We start from the raw sequence: 21,209 nt of genomic DNA, 5'->3' as shown, positions 1-21,209 counted from the left end.
GCGGATATCGGTGACGATAGCCGAGAAGTCCTTGCCCGCTTCGTCCTGGTTGAAGCGGCTGTAGATCTCCGCGGCCAGCTGCCCGATCTGCCCGTCGACGCCATTGGCCCGCAGCGCGTTCGCTGCCAGACCCAGGTCCTTGGACATCAGCGCGGTGGCGAAACCGGGCTGGTAGTCGTTGTTGGCCGGGCTGCCCGGAACCGGTCCCGGCACCGGGCAGTAGGAGGTCAGCGCCCACGACTGTCCCGAGGCGGTCGAGACCACGTCGAAGAACTTGTCGTGGGTCAGCCCCAGCTTCTCGCCCAGCACAATGGCTTCCGAGAGCCCGATCATGGAGATGCCCAGCAGCATGTTGTTGCAGATCTTGGCGGCCTGGCCCACGCCGGCGCCGCCGCAGTGCACGACCTTGCCGCCCATGATCTCGAGCAGCGGCAGCGCGTCGGCGAAGTCGGCGTCCGCGCCGCCCACCATGAAGGTGAGAGTGCCCGCCGCCGCGCCCGCCACGCCGCCGGAGACGGGGGCGTCCAGGGCCCGATGTCCCGCTGCCACAGCGAGTTCCGCGGCCTGCTTGGCATCGCCCACGTCGATGGTGGAGCAGTCGACGAACAGGGTGCCCGGCTTGGCGGCCGGGAGGATCTCGGCGTAGAGGTTCAGCACGATGCGGCCGTTGGGCAGCATGGTGATGACGATGTCGGAGGCCGACACCGCTTCCGCGGCGGTGGCGACCACGGTCGCGCCGTCTCGGCGGGCCTGGTCCTGCGCGGCGGGCACGGGGTCGAAGGCCAGGACGTCGTATCCGGCCTCGACCAGGTTGGCGGCCATTGGTCCGCCCATGTGGCCGAGTCCGAGGAACCCGACCTTGGTGTTGGTGCTCATTGCTCGTCCTTCGGTGCGGCCAAACCCAATTCGCGATCGCCGAGCGCGCCGAAGTAGGCGTCCACGTCGGCGTCGGTGACGTCCGCCAGGGTGGCGGGCGACCACTGCGGGTTGCGGTCCTTGTCGATGACCTGGGCGCGAATGCCTTCCACCAGGTCGTGGGTGTTGAGGGAGGCGACGGAGACCCGGTACTCCTGGTTCAGGACGGTCTCGAGGTCGGCGGCCCGGCGCGCGTCGCGCAGTGAGCGCAGCGTGACCTTCAGTGCCACCGGCGATTTCGAGAGCACGTCCTGCGCGGCCTTGGCTGCTTCGGCGCGGCCGTCGGTCTGGAGCCGGTGCACGATCTCCTCGACGGTGTCCGCGCTGTAGCAGGCGTCGATCCAGTCCCGCTGGGCCACGAACTCCGAGATCGGCGCGGGCTGCGCGAATTTGGCGATGGCCACGTCGACCTCGGCGGTGGCCAGCGCCTCCAGCAGCGCCGGAAGGTGTTCCGACGGAACGAAATAGTCGGCGAAGCCGGCCGCGATCGCGTCGCCGGCGGACATGCGCGCGGTGGTGAGCGCGACATGGGTGCCGATCTCGCCGGGCGCGTGCGCCAGCAGGTAGGTGCCGCCCACGTCCGGGATGAAGCCGATGCCGGTCTCGGGCATGCCGACCATGGACCGCTCGGTCACGATGCGGTGCGACGCGTGCCCGGACAGGCCGACGCCGCCGCCCATGACGATGCCGTCCATGACCGCGACGTAGGGCTTCGGGTAGCGCTTGATCAGGGCGTTGAGGATGTACTCGTCGCGCCAGAACGTGCCGCTCGGGGAGTCGGCGGCCGTCTCGGGCGAATCACCCTGTGCGACAGTGTGCTTGGCATCGTTGTGGATGGCGACGATGTCGCCGCCCGCGCACAGCCCGCGTTCGCCGGCTCCGGTGAGCACCACGGCGCGCACCTCGTCGTCCGCCGCCCAGCCCCGCAGCGCGTCCAGGATGGCCAGCGCCATCGGATGATTGAGTGCGTTGATGGCCCGGGGCCGGTTGAGCGTGATCAGGCCGAGGCCGTCGCGCTGCTCGATCAACACCTCGGGTTCGTGCACCGCTGTGCTCATGCTGCTCCTACCACCGAGCGGGCGACGACCACCCGCATGATTTCGTTCGTGCCCTCGAGAATCTGATGCACCCGCAGGTCGCGAACGATCTTCTCGATGCCGTATTCGGCCAGGTAACCGTAGCCACCGTGCAGCTGCAGGGCCTTGTTGGCCACCTCGAACCCGGCGTCGGTGGCGAACCGCTTGGCCATGGCGCACAGCTCCACCTTGTCGGGGGCGTCGGCGTCCAGGGCGGCCGCGGCCCGCCACAGCAGGGTGCGGGCGGCCTCCAGCGAGGTGCGCATGTCGGCCAGCTCGAACTGCAGGGCGGTGTTGTCCAGCAGTCGCGAACCGAAGGCCTTGCGCTGGGCCAGGTACTCGACCGTCCGGTCCAGCGCGGCCTGCGCCCCGCCCATCGAGCAGGCGGCGATGTTGAGCCGCCCGCCGTTGAGCCCGTTCATGGCGATGCGGAAGCCGTTGCCCTCCGCGCCCAGCAGGTTGGCCGCCGGGACCCGGGCATTGTCGAGGATGACCTGCCGGGTGGGCTGCGCGTTCCACCCCATCTTCTTCTCATTGGCCCCGAAGGAGAGCCCGGGCGTATCGGCCGGGACGATGAACGCCGAGATCCCGCGCGCCCCTTCATCTCCGGTGCGCGCCATGATCACGTACACGTCGGTGCTGCCCGCGCCGGAGATGAACTGCTTGACGCCGGTGAGCAGGTAGTCGTCACCGTCCCGCACGGCCTTGGTGCTCAGGGCCGCGGCGTCGGAGCCGACGCCCGGCTCGGTCAGCGCGTACGAGGCCAGCAGGTCCATGGAGCTCAGGCCCGGCAGCCACCGATTGCGTTGCGTCTCATCGCCGTAGGTGTCGATCATCCACGTCGCCATATTGTGGATCGAGATGTAGGCGGCCACGGCCGGGCAGCCGGTCGCTAGCTGCTCGAAGATGCGCACGGAGTCCAGCCGCCGCAGCTCCGAGCCGCCCACGTCCTCGCGCACGTAGATGCCGCCCAGGCCGAGCGAGCCCGCCTTGCGCAGCACGTCCACCGGGAAGTGCTTGCGCTCATCCCATTCCAGGGCATTGGGCGCGAGCAGTTCATCGGCGAAGGAGCGGGCGGTCTCGACGATCGCCTTCTCGTCCTCGTCAAGTACGAACATCGGTCAGTCCATGGTCGGGATGACGAAGGCGTTGGATTCCTTCTGCCCCGCGGGCCAGCGCTGCGTCACCGTCTTGGTCTTGGTGTAGAAGCGGATCGAGTCCGGGCCGTGCTGGTTGAGGTCACCGAAGCCGGACCGCTTCCAGCCGCCGAAGGTGTGGTACGCGATCGGCACCGGGATCGGGACGTTGATGCCGACCATGCCGACCTGCACGCGGGCGGCGAAGTCGCGGGCGGTGTCGCCGTCGCGGGTGAAAATGGCCACGCCATTGCCGAATTCGTGCTCGTTGGGCAGCCGCAGTGCCTCTTCGTAGTCCTCGGCGCGGACCAGGGCCAGCACCGGTCCGAAGATCTCTTCCCGGTAGATCCGCATCTCCGGGGTGACGCGGTCGAACAGCGAAGCGCCGGCGAAGAAGCCGTCCTCGCCGCCCTCCACGACCAGCCCGCGGCCGTCGATGACCAGCTCGGCGCCCTCGTCGACGCCGATCTGCACATAGTTGTTCACCCGGTCCACGCCGTCACGGCCGACCAGCGGGCCGAAGTCCGCGCCCGGGTCGTCGGAGACGCCGACATTGAGCTTGTTGATCCGCTCGACGAGCTTGGCGCGCAGGCGATCCGCGGTCTCCTCGCCCACCGGCACGGCGACCGAGATGGCCATGCAGCGCTCGCCGGCCGAGCCGTAGCCCGCGCCGATCAGCTGGTCGGCCACGTCGTCGAGGTCGGCGTCGGGCATGACGATGGCGTGGTTCTTGGCGCCGCCGAAGCACTGCGCGCGCTTGCCGTTGGCGGTGGCGGTCTCGTAGATGTACTGCGCGATCGGGGTCGAGCCGACGAAGCCGACGGCCTTGACGCGCTCGTCGTGCAGCAGCGTGTCGACGGCCTCCTTGTCGCCGTTGACCACGTTGAAGACACCGGCGGGCAGCCCGGCCTCGAGGAACAGCTCGGCCAGCCGCAGCGGCACCGAGGGGTCGCGCTCGGAAGGCTTGAGCACGAAGGCATTACCGCAGGCCAGCGCCGGACCGGCCTTCCACAGCGGGATCATGGCCGGGAAGTTGAACGGGGTGATGCCGGCGACCACGCCCAGCGGCTGCCGCATGGAGTAGACGTCGATGCCGGTGCCGGCGCTCTCGGTGTACTCGCCCTTGAGCAGGTGCGGAATGCCGACGGCGAATTCGATGACCTCGAGGCCGCGCTGGATGTCGCCCTTGGCGTCGGGGATGGTCTTGCCGTGCTCACTGGACAGCAGCGCTGCCAGCGAGTCCATCTCGTCCTGCACGAGCGTCAGGAACTTCATGAGGATGCGAGCCCGCTTCTGCGGGTTCATGGCGGCCCAGGCGGGCTGCGCCGCGGCGGCGTTCGCGATGACCGCCTCGACCTCACTCTTGCTCGCCAGCGGCACCCGGGCCTGAACCTGACCGGTGCTCGGGTTGAACACATCGCCGAATTTGCCGGAAGTTCCCGGGACCTGCTTGCCGTCGATGAAATGAGTGAGTTCGCGAACCATGCCAGTCCTGTCTCGATGCTTGCGCGCCGATTGCGCTTTCTGTGGCGATCCTATAGTTGGACATCCAAGTATTGGCTGTGGGATAATTCACAGCACCCAGAGAGCCTCCGAGACTTGGAGCAACCGCATGCCAGATCTGCATGTCCCGGTTCATCCAGTGCGGTTCGTGACCGCAGCGGCACTGTTCGACGGCCATGACGCGGCCATCAACATCATGCGAAGAATCCTGCAGGCCCAGGGAGCCGAGGTGATTCATCTAGGGCACAACCGGGCCGTGCGCGAAGTCGTGGACGCGGCCGTCACCGAGGACGTGCAGGGCGTCGCCGTCAGCTCGTATCAGGGCGGGCACATCGAGTACTTCGAATACCTGGCCCGGGCCTTGAAGGAGGCCGGCGCCGAGCACGTGAAGATCTTCGGCGGGGGCGGCGGGGTGATCATTCCCGAGGAGATCGCGCGGCTGGCCGAGTCGGGGGTGACCATCTTCTCCCCGGAGGACGGGCAGCGGCTCGGACTGCCGGGGATGATCAACCGGCTGATTTCGACGTGCGACGTGGATCTTTCGCACACGCCCGCACCGGTCGAGGCGGTGCTGGCCGGGGATCGGGCGGCGCTGGCGCGGACGCTCACCTGCCTGCAGCAGGGCACGCTGCCCGAGGCGGACGTGGCGGCCCTGACCGCCGCGGCGGCCGGGCGGCACGTGCCGGTGCTGGGCATCACCGGCACCGGCGGATCCGGAAAGTCCTCTCTCACCGACGAACTGGTGCGGCGGCTGCGCACCGACCAGCAGGACAAGCTGCGGGTCGCGGTGCTGGCCGTGGATCCCACCCGGCGACGCGGCGGCGGTGCGCTGCTGGGCGACCGGATCCGGATGAACGCCCTCGACGGGGAACGGGTCTACTTCCGGTCGCTGGCCACCCGGGGCGAACGGGAACTGCCGCACGATATCGACACCATGGTGATCGCCTGCAAGGCAGCGGGATTCGACCTGATCATCCTCGAGACGCCCGGCATCGGGCAGGGCGACGCGGCGATCGCCGAGCACGTGGACGTGTCGCTGTACGTGATGACGCCCGAGTTCGGGGCGGCCTCCCAGCTCGAGAAGATCGACATGCTCGACTACGCGGATGTGGTGGCCATCAACAAGTTCGAGCGGCGCGGGGCCGAGGACGCGCTGCGCGATGTGTCGCGGCAGCTGGTGCGGAATCGGGAGGAGTTCGATGCCGCGCCCGAGGACATGCCGGTCTTCGGCACCAGCGCGGCGACCTTCAACGATGACGGGGTGACGGCGCTCTACCAGCACCTGAGCGGCCTGCTCGCCGAGCAGGGGCTGCCGTTGCAGGAAGGCGTGCTGCCGCGGGTGACCACCCGCACCTCCACCCGCTTCGCCCAGATCATCCCCCCCGCCCGTGTGCGCTATCTGGCCGAAATAGCGCAAGCCGTAAGGGATTACCACGCCGGCACGGCGCGCGAGATGGACGCCGCACGCCGCGTCCAGCGCTTGGAGCAGGTACTCGCCGAGCTGCCGGGAGACGGCGCCCTCCAGGCTTCCCGGGAGACCGCGGCCGGAGTCGCCGCTACGACCACCGGCGATACCGCCGCTGCCGGGGAGGTCCTGCGCGGGCTGCTCGCGCAGGCTCGCGCCGGACAGTCGCCGGAAACCGCTGCGCTGCTGGCAGAATGGCCGGCCGTCGTGGAATCGTATCGGGGCGACGAACAGGTCGTGCGGGTCCGCGATCGGGAGCTGCGGACCACACTGCGCCGGGAGACATTGTCCGGCAGTTCGATTCCCCGGGTGGCGCTCCCCCGCTTCACCGATCATGGTGAGCTGCTGCGGTTCCTGCGATCGGAGAATCTGCCCGGACGGTTCCCGTTCACGGCGGGGGTGTTCCCGTTCAAGCGGGACAACGAGGATCCGGCGCGCATGTTCGCGGGCGAGGGCGACGCCTTCCGCACCAACCGCCGGTTCAAGGTGCTCTCCGAACACGCTGAGGCCAAACGGCTTTCGACCGCCTTCGACTCGGTGACGCTGTACGGGCACGACCCGGCCGAGCGGCCCGACATCTACGGCAAGGTCGGCACCTCCGGGGTCTCCATCGCCACCCTCGACGATATGAGGGCGCTCTACGACGGCTTCGATCTGGACTCGCCCACCACCTCGGTGTCCATGACGATCAACGGTCCCGCGCCGACCATCCTGGCCTACTTCCTCAATGCCGCCATCGATCAGGCGGTGGCCGAGTTCACGGCCGAGCAGGGCCGTGAACCCACCGCCGACGAGGCGGCCGGCCTGCGCGCCCGCACCCTGGCCACGGTGCGCGGCACCGTGCAGGCCGACATCCTCAAGGAGGATCAGGGTCAGAACACCTGCATCTTCTCCACCGAGTTCAGCCTGCGCATGATGGCCGACATCCAGGAGTGGTTCGTGCGCAACGGCGTTCGCAACTTCTACTCGGTGTCCATCTCCGGCTATCACATCGCCGAGGCCGGAGCGAACCCGATCAGCCAGCTGGCCTTCACGCTGGCCAACGGGTTCACCTATGTGGAGGCGTATCTCGCGCGCGGCATGGACATCGACGACTTCGCGCCGAACCTGTCGTTCTTCTTCTCCAATGGCATGGACGCCGAGTACTCGGTGATCGGACGGGTGGCACGGCGCATCTGGGCGATCGCCATGCGCGACCGGTACGGGGCCAACGAGCGGTCGCAGAAGCTGAAGTACCACGTGCAGACCTCCGGGCGGTCGCTGCACGCACAGGAGATGAGCTTCAACGACATTCGCACCACGCTGCAGGCGCTCATCGCGGTCTACGACAACTGCAACAGCCTGCACACCAATGCCTACGACGAGGCGGTCACCACGCCGACCGAGGAATCGGTGCGCCGGGCGCTGGCCATCCAGCTCATCATCAACCGGGAGTGGGGGCTCGCCATGAACGAGAACCCGCTACAGGGCAGCTTCGTCATCGACGAGCTCACCGATCTGGTGGAGGAGGCGGTGCTGCGCGAGTTCGAGCGGATCAGCGAACGCGGCGGGGTGCTCGGGGCCATGGAGACCGGGTATCAGCGCGGCCGGATCCAGGACGAGTCCATGCTCTACGAGCGCCGCAAGCACGACGGCAGCCTGCCCATCATCGGAGTCAATACCTTCCGCAATCCGCACGAGGAGGAACACCGGGTGCTGGAATTGGCGCGCGGCACCGAGCCGGAAAAGCAGTCTCAACTGCAACGAGTCCGCGAATTCACGGATCGGCACCGGGACGAGGCGCCGGCAGCGCTGACCCGGCTGGCGGCGGCCGCGGCGAGCGACGAGAACGTTTTCGAGGTTCTGATGGATGCCGCGCGAGTGTGCACCCTCCAGCAGGTCACCGACACCTTCTTCACCGTGGGCGGTCAGTATCGGCGCAATGTCTGATATGAGACCTTTGATAGCTCATTGCTATATCTCATGAGTCATCGCAATGGGCTATTAGTTCCTCCTGCATTTTTGCCATCCCCCAATTTCCACTGCGTGGCAATTTCCGATCTATAGCAATTACTCAGCTATATCTGAATCGTTCGGTTCGATCACAGCTGACTTCGAATCCGGTCGGGGATTCGGAATCGGGGAGGACAGGAAGACCATGATGCGTCAGACCACCAAGAGAGCCACCGCCAGACTGATCGCCGTCGCGCTGCCCGTCGCGGCCGCCGCCACCCTGTTCGCGGGCGTGGCCTCGGCACAGGCGCCGGACACCGCGCCGGCTCCCGCACAACCGGTCCAGGCCACCCCCGTCGCCGCCGACGGCATCCCGCTCGACCCGGTGGCCACCAACCCGAATGCCCAGTTCCCCGACCCGGCCTGGAACGGCGCGGCGGCGGGCGCCCTGAGCGGCAGCGCCGCGGGCGGCGCCCTCGGCTCGGTCGTCGGCTCCGTGCCCGGCCTGGTGACCGGATCCGCGCTGGGCACCGTCATCGGCGCCGGGATCGGCGCGCTGGTCGGCATCCTGGACCCCAACGTCATTCCGCAGGTACTGCCGTAACCACCGCGCCCACCGACGGTGCCGCGTCCACCTCGCCGGGCGCGGCACCGTCATTTCGCGGCCGGGGGCGGGTGCGCGTGGAACAATCCGGGACAGGCCGACCCAGGCGAAAGGGACCTCATGGACCTCGCGGGAATGACTGTCGTGGACGCCCACATCCATCAGTGGGATCCGCTCGCCACGCCACGTGAGTTCAGCGGGCTGGCGAAGCTGTTCCGCTACGTGCCGATACCGATCGACCTGGCCAAACGGCTGGCGCCGCGGCGCGATCGCGAATTCGCCGGGGATCCCACGCCGGTCGTCCATCCGTACCTGCCGCGCGACTACCGCGAGGACGCCGGCGACGTGCCCGTCGAGGCCATCGTGCACATCGAGGTCGAGTGGGTCGGCAAGGGACCGCTCGGCCCGGCCGACGAGACCCGCTGGGTGGCCAGCCTGCCGTTCGGCGTGGACACACCGGCACTGGGAGCGATCATGGGCGCGGGCGATCCCGCCGCCCCCGAGTTCGCCGAACTGCTCGACGCGCATCAGGCCGCCTCGCCCCTGTTCCGGGGCATTCGCTCCCGCGTCGAGTACCACCCGGATCCCGATGTGCGCGCGACCTGCCGGACACCGGGCCGGCTCACCTCCCCCGCCTTCCTGGACGGCTTCGGCGCGCTCGCCGATCGTGGGCTGGCATTCGAGGCGTGGGTGTACTCGGGGCAGCTGCCGGAGGTGGCCGCGCTGGCCGAGCGCTATCCCGACACCACCATCGTGCTCAACCATCTCGGCACGCCCGCGGGCATTTTCGGGCCGGTCGGGCGGAACACCGGCCACAATCCCGGACAGCGGCGCGAGCTGTTCGTGCGCTGGCGCGACGATCTCAGCGCCCTGGCCCAGCATGCCAATGTGGTATCCAAGGTGAGCGGTCTGATGATGCCCATCCTCGGGCATGCGGTGCCCAAGCGCGGCAATCCGACGCCGGTTCCCGTACTGCTGGAACGGATTTCGCCGATGCTGGAGCACGCGCTCGACGTGTTCGGGGCGGATCGGCTCATCTGGGGCTCGAATTTCCCGGTGGACAAACCGATTACGAGCATCCCGAACGCCGCGGAGGCGGTGGCCACCGCACTGGCCGGGCATGGCGCGGACGCGAAGGCCATCGAGCAGATCTTCCGCCGCAATGCCGAACGGGTGTACAGGATCGACGTACTCTGAGCCCGCTCAGCGGGATCGGCGCCTCCCCGGCCGGACGGATTTGCCGTGTCCGCCGTTGCCGGACGGTCGCTCTGGCTATCGTGATGCGCCATGGAGCGGATCCTGCGGATCGGAATGGGTTTCTGGGAGTCCCGGACCTTGCTCAGCGCCGTCGAACTCGGAGTGTTCACGGTGCTCGGGCATCGACAGCTGACCGCGGAGCAGCTACAGCGCGAACTGGGCCTGCATCCGCGGTCCGCCCGCGATTTCCTGGACGCGCTGGTGGCCATGGACATGCTGCGGCGCACCGACGATCGGTACGCCAATACCGCAGACACCGCAACCTATCTGGACAGCACCGGCAGCGAGTACATCGGCGGCTTCCTGGAGATGGCCGCGGCCCGGCTCTACCCGTTCTGGGGCGGGCTCACCGCGGGCCTGCGCACCGGGCTGCCCCAGAACGAGGCCCGCGACGGCGGCGACTTCTTCACCACCATCTACCGGGATCCGCAGCGGCTCTACGACTTTCAGCGGGCCATGACGGGTTTGTCACTGCCGGCCGCGCACGCCATCGCCGAAGTGTTCCCGTGGCATCGCTGGAAGTCGGTGGCCGACATCGGCACCGCCCAGGGCGGGTTGCTGCGCACCGTGCTGGAGACCAATCCGCACCTGCACGGCATCGGCTACGATCTGCCCGCGGTGGAGCCGATCTTCACCGAATACAGCGCGCCGGTGGAGGATCGGGTCACCTTCCGCGCCGGTGACTTCTTCGCCGAGGAGCTGCCGGAGGCCGATGTCCTGGTCTTCGGCCACGTCCTGCACGACTGGGATCTGCCCACCAAGCTGATGCTGCTGGAGAAGGCCTACCGCGCGCTGCCCGAGGGCGGGGCCATCATCGTCTACGAGTCCCTCATCGACGATGATCGCCGCACCAATCTCCCCGGCCTGCTGATGAGCCTGAACATGCTCATCGAGACGTCCGGGGGCTTCGACTACACCGCCGCCGATCTGCGAACCTGGCTGGCCGACACCGGCTTCCAGAATCCTCAGACCGAGCACCTCGCCGGGGCCGAGTCCATGGTGTGGGCGGTGAAGTAGCCGCTCGCTCAGCCCGGCAGCGCGAGATACTGCGCGCCGAGCAGATCGGCGGTGCGGCTGACATGGTCGACGATGCGGTCGGCGTCGGCGTCGATGGCGCCGGTGCGCCAGGCCGTCAGCAGTTCGATGAAGCCGCCGATGCCCAGCAGCACGCCCATGCGCAGATCGGATTCGTCGACGCCGGGCCGCAGGTAGGGGCGGGCGGTGACGATGAGCAGATCGGTGGCCTCGGTGAGCATGGCGGTGCGGCGTTCCTCGAGGATGCGACTGCCGGCGTGGTCGCCGAAGAGGATGCGCGCCGGGCCCTCCGATTGCAGGGCGACCGCGCGGGCGATGGCCATGCGCAGGATGCCCAGCGCCGGATGCTGGAGGTTCTCGGCGACCACGGCCGAGAGTTCGGCCAGCACCTGGAATCCGACCTCGTCCCACACCGCGCCCAGCAACTCGTCGCGGTCGGCGAAGTGCTCGTAGAAGTAGCGGTCATTGAGACCCGCGCGGGTGCACACACCGCGCATGGTGACTGCGGCCCAGCCATTTTCGAGCCAGATGTCCAGTGCCGCCGCGATCAGCCGCTCGCGACGCTCGGCGCGGCGTTCCTTCTGGGTACGGCCGCCCCAGGTGCCGCCGCGCCGGGTCGGCGCGGGTCCCGGGGACACGGCGGCTGCCGGTGCGGGCACGTCCATAGTTGACAAAATAGCGCACCCGGAGCCTAATTGGTGGCAGGTGCGGCCAATGGTGGCATACGCCACCAATTGACTGCCCGGTCGGCACGGCCCCGGGAGTTCCCATGCGACTCAACCCCTTCGGCGGTTCCCGCCGCACCCAGCAGGCGGACGCGGTGGTGACCGGTGCGGGCAGCGGCATCGGCCGCGCCTTCGCGCTCGAGATCAGCAAGCGGGGCGGGCGCGTGGTCTGCTCCGACATCGACGGCGACCGCGCCCGCGACACCGCCGAAATGATCGGCGACATCGGCGGCAAGGCCTTCGACACCGTCTGCGACGTGCGCAGCCTGGACCAGGTGACCGTGCTGGCGAACACCGCCGAGGAATGGTTCGGCAAGAGCCCGGACCTGGTGGTCAACAATGCCGGCATCGGCCGCGGCGGCACCCTCATCGGCGACACGCCGCCCGCGGAATGGCATCAGGTGCTCGACGTCAACCTGTGGGGCGTCATCCACGGCTGCCACATCTTCACGCCCCGGCTGCGCGCGGCCGGGCACGGCTCGATCGTGAACGTGGCCTCCGCGGCGGCCTTCGGATCCGCGCCGCGCATGGCCGCCTACAACGTGAGCAAGGCCGGGGTGCTGGCGCTGTCGGAGACACTGGCCGCGGAACTGTCCGGCACCGGCGTCACCGTCACCGTGCTGTGCCCCACCGGCGTCCGGACCAACATTCTCGAGGGCGTGACGATCGGCGACGAGACCGCCCAGCTCTGGGGCGACCGCCTCATTCGCTGGACCGGCCGCCCGCCCGCGTCCATCGCCCGCGCCACCCTCGACGCGGTGGATCACGGCCAGCTGTACGTGGTCCCGCAGCTCGAGGCAAAGGCGATCTGGCAGTCCAAGCGACTGCTGCCCGAAACCTACACCCGCGCAGCCGGATTACTGGAGCGGCTGGTGCGGTAGCCAAGGCGGCAAGGAGTTGAACAATGGCGTTCGCGTATTCCGACATGCTCGGTGTCGTCCAGGATCGGCAGTGGGCACTGGCCGATATCGACTGGGACGCACCGGGAGCCGAGCTCATCACCGCGGAGCAGCGGCCGGCCCTGACCGCGTTCATGGCCGATCTGGTGTGGATCGAGCACGTCGGCGCCCGCGGGTTCGCGGCACTCACGCTGCGCGCCCCCGACGGGCCGCTCAAGGAGATCTACCGCTACTTCCACGCCGAGGAGCAGAAGCACGCCAACGCCGAACTGGCCCTGATGCGACGCTGGGGCATGCTCGACGGGAACGCGATGCCGGTGCCCAACAAGAACATCCGACTCGTCATCGAGTGGCTGGACCGGTACGGCGACGAGCTGTCCCTGCCGGTGCTCGGCACCGTCATTCCCTCGCTGGAGTGCGCACTGGACGGGGCGCTGGTGAAGTTCCTGCTCGACGAGGTGCGGGATCCGCTGTGTCACGAGGTGTTCCGGCACATCAACAGCGACGAGTCCCGGCATCTGGCGGTGGGCTTCCAGGTGCTCGAACAGCTCGGCGCCGGACCGATGCGGCGGATCGCCATCGAGACGGCGGGTTTCGCGCTGCGACCCACCTTGCTGCTCGGCGCGCTGCTGTACACGCCGCTGCTCTCCCGCATGTCCGCCAACATCATGGCGATGGGGCTCGACGAGGAGAAGCTCTGGAATGCCGTGCGGCGCTACGAGAAAGCCGGGGAACGCAGCCCGGAGATCAAACGCGTGCCGCTCTACCACGTCGTCCGCCTGCACGGCAGGGCAACCATCAACCACTGGCAGCCCATCCAGGGCGTCAACGACGCCCTCAACAAGGCCATCGACCACTTCCCGGTGCGTGTCCTGCGCCGCGCCCCGTCCTGGTCCAAGGCCCTGACCTACGAGCCGGTGGCGAGATGACCGCCCCGATCCGCCGCAACGATCCGGGCAGCGCCCGCGGCGCCTATACCGGCCCCCAGATCCACTGCACCCGCTGGCGCGACCAGCACGAACTCGATCGACTGCATGTCGCGGTCATCGGCGGCGGTACCGCGCTGGCCAGGGTGGTCCCGCCGGTCGTCGCCCAGGCGCGCCGAGTGACGGTGTTCCAGCACGATCCCATCTGGATTCTGCCCACCCCACCCATGCCGGGGGCCGGAATCCTGTTGCGCCAGTTGCCCGCCGACGCGCTGGGACGGCTGCCCGGCGACTCCGGCGTGAATGTTCTTCGCTGGTGCGAACGGCAGGTGCTGCGACGCGTCGCCGCGGCGAATCTCCGCGCGCATATCGGAGATTCGTGGGAGCGGCGGCAGCTGACGCCCGATCGGCCCGCCGCCGTGCGAGTGCACAGTCACTACTACCGGGCCCTGCGGCAGCCGAACTGCCGGATCGTCAGCTGGCCCATCGCCCGGCTCGCGCCGCTCGGGATTCGCACCGTGGACGGCGTCGAGCATCGGGTGGACTGCATCATCTACGCGGAGGACGCATCGTGACAAATACCGTCGTGGACCACGAGATCGTCATTGTGGGCGCGGGATTCTCGGGGATCGGGACCGCGATCGCCCTGCGCAAGGCCGGCTTCGACGATTTCGTCATGATCGACGAGGCCGACGGGGTGGGCGGCACCTGGCACTGGAACACCTATCCCGGTATCGCCGTGGACATTCCGTCCTTCAGCTACCAGTACTCGTTCGAGAAACAGCGCTCCTGGTCACGGGTGTACGCGCCCGGGCGGGAGCTGAAGGCCTACGCCGAGCACTGCGTGAGGAAGTACGGGCTGCGGCCGCGCATCCGGTTCGGCACCACCATCGCCCGCGCCGACTTCGACGATGTACTGCACCTGTGGCGGGTGCGCACCGCCGACGGCGACGAGCTCACCTGCCGGTATCTGATCGGCGCGACCGGGGTGCTGACCCGGCCCAAACTGCCCGATATCCCCGGCGTGGAACGGTTCCGGGGCCAGACCATGCACACCGCGCGCTGGGATCACGGGATCGAGCTGCGCGGCAAGCGGGTCGGCATCATCGGGACCGGGGCCTCGGCCATCCAGATCATTCCGGAGATCGCCCGCGAGGTCTCGGAACTCGTTGTCTTCCAGCGGACTCCGATCTGGTGCCTGCCGCGACCGGACGCGCCCATGCCGCCGGTCGCGCAGGCGCTCATGCGGCTGCCGGGCGGGCAGTTCCTGACCCGCTGGCTGAGCCAAGCCTTCGTGGAGCTGACCTTCCCGCTCTCGGCGCACTATTACAAGGTGCTGCCCGTGGTGAAGCTCGGCGAGCGCACCGGGCTGGCCCACCTGCGCGACCAGGTGCACGACCCGATCGTGCGGGAGCGGCTCACGCCGAAGTACGCGCTGGGCTGCAAGCGGCCGTCGTTCTCCAACGACTACCTGAAGACCTTCAACCGCGAGAACGTCACGCTGGAAACCGATCCCATCACCGAGATCACCGCCAGTGGCCTGCGCACCACCGGCCGCCACCACCAGGTCGACGTCCTCATCATGGCCACCGGCTTCAAGGTCATGGAGTCCGGCAATATGCCCACCTTCGACCTGCACGGCAGCGACGGGCTGCGCCTCGAGGACTGGTGGGACACCCACCGCCTGCAGGCCTACGAGGGCGTCAGCGTGCCCGGCTTCCCCAACTTCTTCACCATCATCGGCCCGTACGGCTACAACGGCGCGTCCTACTTCACGCTCATCGAGATGCAGACCACCCACATCCTGCGCCTGCTCCGCAATGCCCGCCGCCGCGCCGCCACCCGCATCGAGGTCACCCCGGAGGCCAACGAGCGCTACTTCCAGGAAATGCTCTCCCGCCGCCGCACCCAGGTCTTCTGGCAGGACAGCTGCACCCTGGCCAACTCCTACTACTTCGACAAGAACGGCGACGTCCCGCTGCGCGCCATGAGCACCCCCGAAGCCGCCTGGCGCGCCGCGCATTTCGACCTGAGGGACTATCGGTTCGAATCGGCGGAGGCACGCCGCACCACCGGCCACCCCGCCACCCGCACCGCGACCGCCTAGCCCCGCGGCCTCAGTTGTCGAGCGCGCGGTAGAGGGCGCGGAGTTCGCGGAGACCCGCGGCGACGGATTGCTCGTCCTCGGCCGTCATGCGGAGGGCCTGTCGGAGCAGGACCGCGTCGAGATCCTCGGGTGCCGGGCGGAACTCGGGCTTCGGGAGAGCCGGGAGCGCCGTGTCGTCGCCATAGAGATCGGTGGATTCGGCGGGCGGACTCGCGCGCTGGACGCTGCCGATGAGGGTGTCGAGCTCGATGCCGCGCAGGGTGAGCAGTTCACCCGGACGTTCGTCGAGGCGCTCCGCGATGACGTAGCAGACAGCGGCCGTGTGCTTGCAGGGCCAGCCGGAATCGGGGCAACTGCAGGAGAAGTCGAGCTCCGACACCGTCGTGGGGAGCAGCAGCGGGCCCAGGGCCTGGGGCAGGGTGCCCGCGGCGATCTCGCCCAGCATGCCCGGAGTGGCGCGGACCAGGTCCACCAGTTCGTCCAGGCGGTCGCCGCGCAGCTGCCGCAGGGTCAGCACCGAGATGAACGGGCGGGGCTGGCTGCCCTGCACCTCCGCGCTCACCAGGCCGGGCTCCAGGCGATAGTTCACCACCTGACCGGTGCGAGCGTAGGAGCGGCCGCGGGCCAGCCGGCCGGCGTCGGCGACCTGCTCGACCGCCTCCAGAAACGAACGGCTCCACCAGGTCCGGGCGAACGCGGCGCCCCGGCGGCTGCGCGACTGCACCCCGCCGCGCACCGGGCGGCGCCGGCCGTACTCGTTGAAGTCGATGACATTGCTCATTCGCCGACCGCCTCCGATCCGAGGGCGAACAGTGCGCGCAGTTCGTCGTCGCCGAGTTCGGTGATCCAGTTCTCGCCGGTGCCGACGGTGAGGTCGGCCAACTGGCTCTTGCCCTTCAGCATGTCGTCGACGCGCTCCTCGATGGTGTCGACGCAGACCAGCTTGCGCACCTGGACATCCCGACGCTGGCCGATGCGGAAAGCGCGGTCGGTGGCCTGGTTCTCCACCGCCGGATTCCACCAGCGGTCCAGGTGCACCACATGATTGGCGGCGGTCAGGTTGAGACCGGTGCCGCCCGCCTTGAGCGACAGCAGCATGACCGGCGCGCCGTCCTCCTCCTGGAAGCGGGTGACCATGTCGTCGCGGCGCTGCTTGCTCACCCCGCCGTGCAGGAACGGCACCTCCGACCCGAAACGCTCGGACAGGAAGGGCGCCAGCAGATTCCCGAACTCCGCGAACTGGGTGAACAGCAGCGCCCGCTCGCCGTCGGCGATCGCGGACTCCAGAATGTCCTCCACCAGCCCCAGCTTCCCGGACCGGTGATGGCCCCCCGGCGCAGCAGCGCCGACCCGTCGCCCAGGAAATGCGCGGGATGGTTGCACACCTGTTTGAGCCGGGTCAGCGCGGCCAGCACCGCACCCTTGCGCTCCATGCCTTCCGCGGCCTTCAGCTTGGCCGACATATCGTCCAGCACGGCCTGATACAGCGCCGCCTGCTCCACGGTGAGATTGGCCCGCACCGTCATCTCGATCTTCTCCGGCAGATCCGAAATCACCGCCGGATCGGTCTTGACCCGCCGCAGTACGAACGGCGACGTGATGGCCCGCAGCCGGGTGACCGCGTTCTCGTCGTGCTCGCGCTCGATCGGCACCGCGAAGCGGGCGTGGAATTCCGACGCCTTGCCCAGCAGTGTGGGATTGGCGAAATCCAGGATCGAACGCAGTTCCTCGAGCCGGTTCTCCACCGGGGTTCCGGTGAGCGCCAGACGGTGTCGCGCCGGTACCAGTCGCGCGGCCCGCGCCTGCCGGGTTCCGGCGTTCTTGATGTGCTGGGCCTCGTCCAGCACGACCCGCTGCCAGTCCTGGCGCTTCAGGTCCTCGACATCGCGGGCCAGCAGCGCGTACGTGGTGATCACGAGGTCCGAATCCGCAACCGCCGCATCCATTTCCGGACCCGAGCGCCGCCCGGCGCCGTGGTGCACCAGCACCCTCAGGTCCGGGGCGAAGCGTTCGGCCTCGCGCTGCCAGTTGCCCACCACCGACATCGGGCAGACCAGCAGGGTCGGCCCGATTGCCACCGATTCGCCTGCCGCGGCAACGGTTTCACGCTCGTGTACCAATAGCGCCAGCACCTGCACCGTCTTGCCGAGACCCATGTCGTCGGCGAGGATCGCCCCGCACCCGAGCCGGCTCATGGCCGCCAGCCAGGTCAGGCCGCGCTGCTGATAGGGCCGCAGCTGGGCCTTGAGACCGACCGGGTCCGGCACCGGCTCGACGGTCCGCTCACCGTCGAAAAGCGCTGCGGCCCAGCCGGTCGCCGTGACCTCCTCCAGCGGCACCCCGATCACCGGATGCGCGTTCAGCTCAGCGAACAGGCCGCCGACGGTGGTCTCGGTCTCGTCGGTGCGGCCCGAGACGTAGTCGGCCGCCGCGGCCAGCATGCGATGATCAGCCTGCACCCACTCCCCGCGCAGCCGCACCAGATCCGATTTGGCGTCCACCAGCCGCGACATCTCGGCGGGCGTCAGCACGGTGTCGCCCAGTGCCAGCTCCCACCGGAACGACACCAAACCCTTGAGCCCGACGGCGGTTTCGGTGGCGGCCGGACTCTGCACCCGCAGCTTCATGGCCGGCGCGGCCACCCGCCAGGCCCGCGGCAGCATGAGCCGCACCCCCGCCGATCGCAGCGCGTTCGCCCCGTGCGCGACCAGATCCATCACCACCTCGGTGGGCAGGAACAGATCCATGCTGCGGGCATCGCCGGGCAGATCCCGCAGCCGCGGGTACGCCTGCTTGGCGGCCGCGAGCTTCTCCCCCGCGATCCGCATGAGCTGCGGATCACCCGGCAGCAGTACCGGTTGCGGCGCTTCGCCTTCCTCGCGCAGGCAGACCTCGAGCCGCCACAGCTCGCCCGGCTCCTCACCGTCCGGTTCCAGCAGCCGCAACACCAGTTCCGGCTCGTCCGCGGTGAGGCTGGTCCGCCAGTCGTCCAGCACCGACGCCACCCGATGCGATCCGGTCTCCAGCGGCGTCGCCGCCACCAGCGCGGTCAGCAGCGGATGCGACCCGGACGCCCGGTCCGGCGGCTCCGTAATGCGCAGGCGCACCAGGGGATCGGCCAGTTCCGCGACGAGGTTCTCCAGCAATTCCGCGGGCCGCCCGGCCACCTGCAACGCGCCCGGCATGGCCACGGCCAGCTCCGCCAGCCAGGCCCGCTGCCGCTGCCCGCCGACCAGCCGCCACCGCACCCACCACTCCCCGTCGTCCCGCCGCACCTCCGGCACCACGCGACCCGCCCGCACCCACCGCTGCACCCCGCGCGCCACATGCCCCAGAAACCGCAGATCCCCCGCGACCAGCCCCGCCGGCAGGTCCTGGGACAGCACCTTCGCGGCCGTCTCAGGTGCGAGCGCGTGCGCCCGCACCTGCGCCTCCTCCGGCCCGTACTCCCCCATGACCAGCACCCGCGCTCGATGCCGCCACTTCGCGCCGCGCACGATCGACCCCAGGGGCTCCGGCAGCTTCTCGACCTCCCCGGCCAGCACGGAACCGTCCGGATCGTGCCAGAGCACCAACCCGGACCCGGGCGTCCACAGTCCGTGCAGCATTCCGCCCATCCAACCAGCCGCCCCCGACAACCTCCCGACTACCCGAGAGTCGGGTCCCCCTTTATTTCTGATCGGATACGGAACATACTGGATAAATCCGCAGGTCACCGCACCCGCCGGTGTCAGCTGTGTCCGTTGCACACCATGCTCGTGCCCGGATGGCAGCCGTGCGGGGCGCACCCGACAATCCACCGCGACTCAATCCGGAGCCGTGGCACTTTCGAGACCGTAGGGAGGCCGTTGACGATGACGATTCTGCTCCAAGTGCTCGAGCAGAGCTTCACGCCCACAACTTCGTGGGAACGGCGGAAATTCACCTTCGTGGACACGTCCAAGATCGTGGGGATGCGCCTGGACGGACAGTCCGGGGTGTGGCTGGATCTGTCCCGGCCGGGTGAGTCACAGCGCCTCGCCCGCACCGCGGACCCGCACGACTCCATCACATTTCTGCTCACCGTTTTCGCCAAGATCGCCGAATGCGAGGAACGAGGCGGTTCCTGGCTCATCGGCCATGACGGCGCGCACGTGGATTCCATTGCGGCAACACGCTTTCCGCCGCAACTCTCGGAAACCGCCGCCGACGACATCCTGGCGCACGCCTGGCTGTAAGCAGCCCCCGGGGGAGTGCGAAGTTCGCGTGACAGCACTCGCCGGCCGAAGGGTGCGGTACACGTATTGCCGTGCGGCTCACGGGCGGACCCCTGCTGTTCCGGCTGCTCGGCGCGCTGGTGGTCCTGGTCGGGGTCCTCGGGTGCGAATCCCTGGGACAGGTGTCGCCGGCGCCGGGCAGTCCCACCCGCGTCCAGCTGGAACGGCTGCTCGCGGGTGTGCGGACCGTGCCCGCCCGACCGCGTCCGGGTGGTTACGAGCGTGGCTGCGGCAGCGGGCAGGGGTGCGTGTTCGGACCGGCGTGGACCGACGATCACGACGGACCGGGTGGTCACGACGGCTGCGACAGCCGCAATACCGTGCTGGCCAGGCAGCTCACCGAGGTGAGTTTCCGGCCCGGGAACGCGTGCGTGGTGCTGGCCGGGGACCTGAACGATCCCTATACGGGCCGGCACATCGCGTTCGCGCGGGGCGAGGCGAAGACCGTGCAGATCGACCACGTGTATCCGCTGGCCGCCGCCTGGGATCTGGGCGCGTCGGGGTGGCCGCCGGCGCGGCGCGTGCGCTTCGCCAACGATGTCGACTACAACCTGCTCGCGGTGGACGGAAAGACCAACGAGGACAAGGGCGATCGCACACCGGGCGACTGGCTGCCGCCCGCTCGCGCCGGCCACTGCTTCTACGCCGGCAAATATCTGATGGTCGCGCACCGGTACGGGCTACCGGTCACCGCCGCCGACCGGGACGCCCTGGCGCGGGTCGCCCGCGCCTGCCCATAGCGTCGCGAACTGCCGGTACGCCTGGTCGGCGGTGAGCTCCTGCCGCGGATCCATGACCGATTCCAGCAATCCGTAAAGACCCCACGACAGAAATGTGACGATCGCGCCCGCCGCGACAGGGTCCGGCCCGAGCCGCGGGCCCAGGTGCTCGGCGAGCAGTTCGGCGTACATCTGCCGGATCGACCGCAGCACAATGGCGTTCGCGCGCTGTCCGATCAGTGGCCGGTACACGTCCGGATGCGCCGCGATCAGCCGGAACAGGATCTCCACGGGCGCCAGCGGCGGCGGCTCGCCCGGATAGCGGGCCAGCTGCGCCGAAATCTCGCCCCGCACATGCTCGATACAGCTGATCAACAGCAGATCGTCCTTGTCGCGGTAGTGCGCGTAGAAGGTGGAGCGGCCGACATCGGCGCGATCGATGATGTCCTGCACCGTGATCCGGGCATAGGGCTGATCCTGCATGAGCTCGATGAGCGCCCGGTGCAGCGCCATCCGCGTGCGGCGGACGCGACGATCGAGCACCGTCCCGGTGGTCCCGGCGACGACGTCGGAGGCCGTTCCGGGACGGATTCCGCCCGGGTGTCCGGAAACGTACACATGCTCAGAAACTGCGTCTGGCCTGGGCTTTCCCAT

17 protein-coding genes and 1 pseudogene are annotated in these 21,209 nt (G+C 68.9%); 10 read left to right on the top strand and 8 right to left on the bottom strand.

The window, feature by feature from the left end; genetic code table 11:
* The 4 genes from mmsB to ON33_RS05660 form a co-directional block, all read right to left on the bottom strand.
* On the bottom strand, positions 1-876 hold an 876-nt coding region (gene mmsB, locus ON33_RS05675), incomplete at its 3' end, for a 3-hydroxyisobutyrate dehydrogenase (protein ID WP_040855994.1).
* Positions 873-1,973 carry an enoyl-CoA hydratase/isomerase family protein gene (locus ON33_RS05670; protein WP_040855992.1) on the bottom strand — a complete coding sequence of 367 codons (1,101 nt, stop codon included), beginning with the start codon at positions 1,971-1,973 and terminating at the stop codon, positions 873-875. The genes ON33_RS05670 and mmsB, both read right to left, overlap by 4 nt.
* Entirely contained in the window at positions 1,970-3,109 is a 1,140-nt protein-coding gene (locus tag ON33_RS05665; protein ID WP_040855990.1) for an acyl-CoA dehydrogenase family protein, read from the bottom strand. The genes ON33_RS05670 and ON33_RS05665 overlap by 4 nt, the downstream gene beginning before the upstream one ends.
* Before the next feature lie 3 nt (positions 3,110-3,112).
* Positions 3,113-4,612, bottom strand: coding sequence for a CoA-acylating methylmalonate-semialdehyde dehydrogenase (locus ON33_RS05660; RefSeq protein WP_040855988.1), 1,500 nt, complete (start codon positions 4,610-4,612; stop codon positions 3,113-3,115).
* 127 nt (positions 4,613-4,739) lie between these two features.
* On the opposite strand from ON33_RS05660, the gene icmF reads away from it, so the two are divergent.
* From icmF to ON33_RS05640, 4 genes are all read left to right on the top strand, one after another.
* Positions 4,740-8,024 (top strand): fused isobutyryl-CoA mutase/GTPase IcmF, encoded by a 3,285-nt coding sequence (icmF, locus tag ON33_RS05655; RefSeq protein WP_040855986.1) that lies wholly within the window; start codon positions 4,740-4,742, stop codon positions 8,022-8,024.
* Positions 8,025-8,232: 208 nt separating this feature from the next.
* Complete coding sequence (locus ON33_RS39350) at positions 8,233-8,631, top strand: hypothetical protein (RefSeq protein WP_040855985.1); 399 nt, start codon at positions 8,233-8,235, stop codon at positions 8,629-8,631.
* Between the two features lie 135 nt (positions 8,632-8,766).
* The gene (locus ON33_RS05645; protein WP_245550314.1) at positions 8,767-9,828 is read left to right on the top strand and encodes an amidohydrolase family protein; all 1,062 of its coding nucleotides are present in this window, start codon (positions 8,767-8,769) and stop codon (positions 9,826-9,828) included.
* Between the two features lie 90 nt (positions 9,829-9,918).
* Positions 9,919-10,905, top strand: coding sequence for a methyltransferase (locus ON33_RS05640; protein WP_040855981.1), 987 nt, complete (start codon positions 9,919-9,921; stop codon positions 10,903-10,905).
* Positions 10,906-10,913: 8 nt separating this feature from the next.
* Here the strand turns inward: ON33_RS05640 and ON33_RS05635 are convergent, their stop codons facing one another.
* A complete protein-coding gene (locus tag ON33_RS05635; RefSeq protein WP_051151680.1) occupies positions 10,914-11,588 on the bottom strand; it encodes a TetR/AcrR family transcriptional regulator in 675 nt (224 codons plus the stop codon).
* A 104-nt stretch (positions 11,589-11,692) separates the two neighbouring features.
* On the opposite strand from ON33_RS05635, the gene ON33_RS05630 reads away from it, so the two are divergent.
* Genes ON33_RS05630 through ON33_RS37965 form a run of 4 tightly spaced genes read left to right on the top strand, consistent with a single transcriptional unit; the run spans position 11,693 to position 15,580 of the window.
* Positions 11,693-12,529 (top strand): SDR family NAD(P)-dependent oxidoreductase, encoded by an 837-nt coding sequence (locus ON33_RS05630; RefSeq protein WP_040855979.1) that lies wholly within the window; start codon positions 11,693-11,695, stop codon positions 12,527-12,529.
* A 23-nt stretch (positions 12,530-12,552) separates the two neighbouring features.
* Positions 12,553-13,476, top strand: a complete 924-nt coding sequence (locus ON33_RS05625; protein ID WP_040855977.1) for a hypothetical protein — start codon at positions 12,553-12,555, stop codon at positions 13,474-13,476.
* On the top strand, positions 13,473-14,048 hold the full coding sequence (locus tag ON33_RS39345) for an NAD(P)/FAD-dependent oxidoreductase (RefSeq protein ID WP_083868621.1): 576 nt from the start codon (positions 13,473-13,475) through the stop codon (positions 14,046-14,048). The genes ON33_RS05625 and ON33_RS39345 overlap by 4 nt, the downstream gene beginning before the upstream one ends.
* Entirely contained in the window at positions 14,045-15,580 is a 1,536-nt protein-coding gene (locus ON33_RS37965) for a flavin-containing monooxygenase (protein ID WP_083868620.1), read from the top strand. Before ON33_RS39345 ends, ON33_RS37965 begins: the two co-directional genes overlap by 4 nt.
* A 10-nt stretch (positions 15,581-15,590) precedes the next feature.
* On the opposite strand, the gene ON33_RS05610 is transcribed toward ON33_RS37965, so the two are convergent.
* Together ON33_RS05610 and ON33_RS05605 are read right to left on the bottom strand one after the other, a co-directional pair.
* On the bottom strand, positions 15,591-16,361 hold the full coding sequence (locus tag ON33_RS05610; protein WP_040855971.1) for an SWIM zinc finger family protein: 771 nt from the start codon (positions 16,359-16,361) through the stop codon (positions 15,591-15,593).
* A pseudogene (locus tag ON33_RS05605) lies at positions 16,358-19,188 on the bottom strand (DEAD/DEAH box helicase). The gene ON33_RS05610 and the pseudogene ON33_RS05605 overlap by 4 nt, the downstream one beginning before the upstream one ends.
* Before the next feature lie 246 nt (positions 19,189-19,434).
* On the opposite strand from ON33_RS05605, the gene ON33_RS05600 reads away from it, so the two are divergent.
* Positions 19,435-19,797 carry a hypothetical protein gene (locus tag ON33_RS05600; protein ID WP_040855969.1) on the top strand — a complete coding sequence of 121 codons (363 nt, stop codon included), beginning with the start codon at positions 19,435-19,437 and terminating at the stop codon, positions 19,795-19,797.
* Between the two features lie 71 nt (positions 19,798-19,868).
* Positions 19,869-20,576, top strand: a complete 708-nt coding sequence (locus ON33_RS05595; RefSeq protein WP_373281016.1) for an HNH endonuclease family protein — start codon at positions 19,869-19,871, stop codon at positions 20,574-20,576.
* Here the strand turns inward: ON33_RS05595 and ON33_RS37960 are convergent.
* The gene (locus ON33_RS37960; RefSeq protein WP_218001373.1) at positions 20,517-21,173 is read right to left on the bottom strand and encodes a TetR/AcrR family transcriptional regulator; all 657 of its coding nucleotides are present in this window, start codon (positions 21,171-21,173) and stop codon (positions 20,517-20,519) included. The genes ON33_RS05595 and ON33_RS37960 overlap by 60 nt on opposite strands.
* Positions 21,174-21,209: the final 36 nt, after the last annotated feature.

It is taken from the genome of Nocardia niigatensis NBRC 100131 (genome assembly GCF_000308655.1).
Classification (GTDB): Bacteria; Actinomycetota; Actinomycetes; order Mycobacteriales; family Mycobacteriaceae; genus Nocardia; species Nocardia niigatensis.
Note: the sequence above shows the minus strand (reverse complement) of the source record. Positions and strands in the feature narration are given on the sequence as shown.

Bases quoted from the DNA above. Each gene is read 5' to 3' on its own strand.
- ON33_RS05670 (WP_040855992.1), bottom strand. From the start codon at position 1,973: ATGAGCACAGCGGTGCACGAACCCGAGGTGTTGATCGAGCAGCGCGAC.
- ON33_RS05665 (WP_040855990.1), bottom strand. From the start codon at position 3,109: ATGTTCGTACTTGACGAGGACGAGAAGGCGATCGTCGAGACCGCCCGC.
- ON33_RS05660 (WP_040855988.1), bottom strand. From the start codon at position 4,612: ATGGTTCGCGAACTCACTCATTTCATCGACGGCAAGCAGGTCCCGGGA.
- icmF (WP_040855986.1), top strand. From the start codon at position 4,740: ATGCCAGATCTGCATGTCCCGGTTCATCCAGTGCGGTTCGTGACCGCA.
- ON33_RS39350 (WP_040855985.1), top strand. From the start codon at position 8,233: ATGATGCGTCAGACCACCAAGAGAGCCACCGCCAGACTGATCGCCGTC.
- ON33_RS05645 (WP_245550314.1), top strand. From the start codon at position 8,767: ATGACTGTCGTGGACGCCCACATCCATCAGTGGGATCCGCTCGCCACG.
- ON33_RS05640 (WP_040855981.1), top strand. From the start codon at position 9,919: ATGGAGCGGATCCTGCGGATCGGAATGGGTTTCTGGGAGTCCCGGACC.
- ON33_RS05635 (WP_051151680.1), bottom strand. From the start codon at position 11,588: ATGGACGTGCCCGCACCGGCAGCCGCCGTGTCCCCGGGACCCGCGCCG.
- ON33_RS05630 (WP_040855979.1), top strand. From the start codon at position 11,693: ATGCGACTCAACCCCTTCGGCGGTTCCCGCCGCACCCAGCAGGCGGAC.
- ON33_RS05625 (WP_040855977.1), top strand. From the start codon at position 12,553: ATGGCGTTCGCGTATTCCGACATGCTCGGTGTCGTCCAGGATCGGCAG.
- ON33_RS39345 (WP_083868621.1), top strand. From the start codon at position 13,473: ATGACCGCCCCGATCCGCCGCAACGATCCGGGCAGCGCCCGCGGCGCC.
- ON33_RS05610 (WP_040855971.1), bottom strand. From the start codon at position 16,361: ATGAGCAATGTCATCGACTTCAACGAGTACGGCCGGCGCCGCCCGGTG.
- ON33_RS05600 (WP_040855969.1), top strand. From the start codon at position 19,435: ATGACGATTCTGCTCCAAGTGCTCGAGCAGAGCTTCACGCCCACAACT.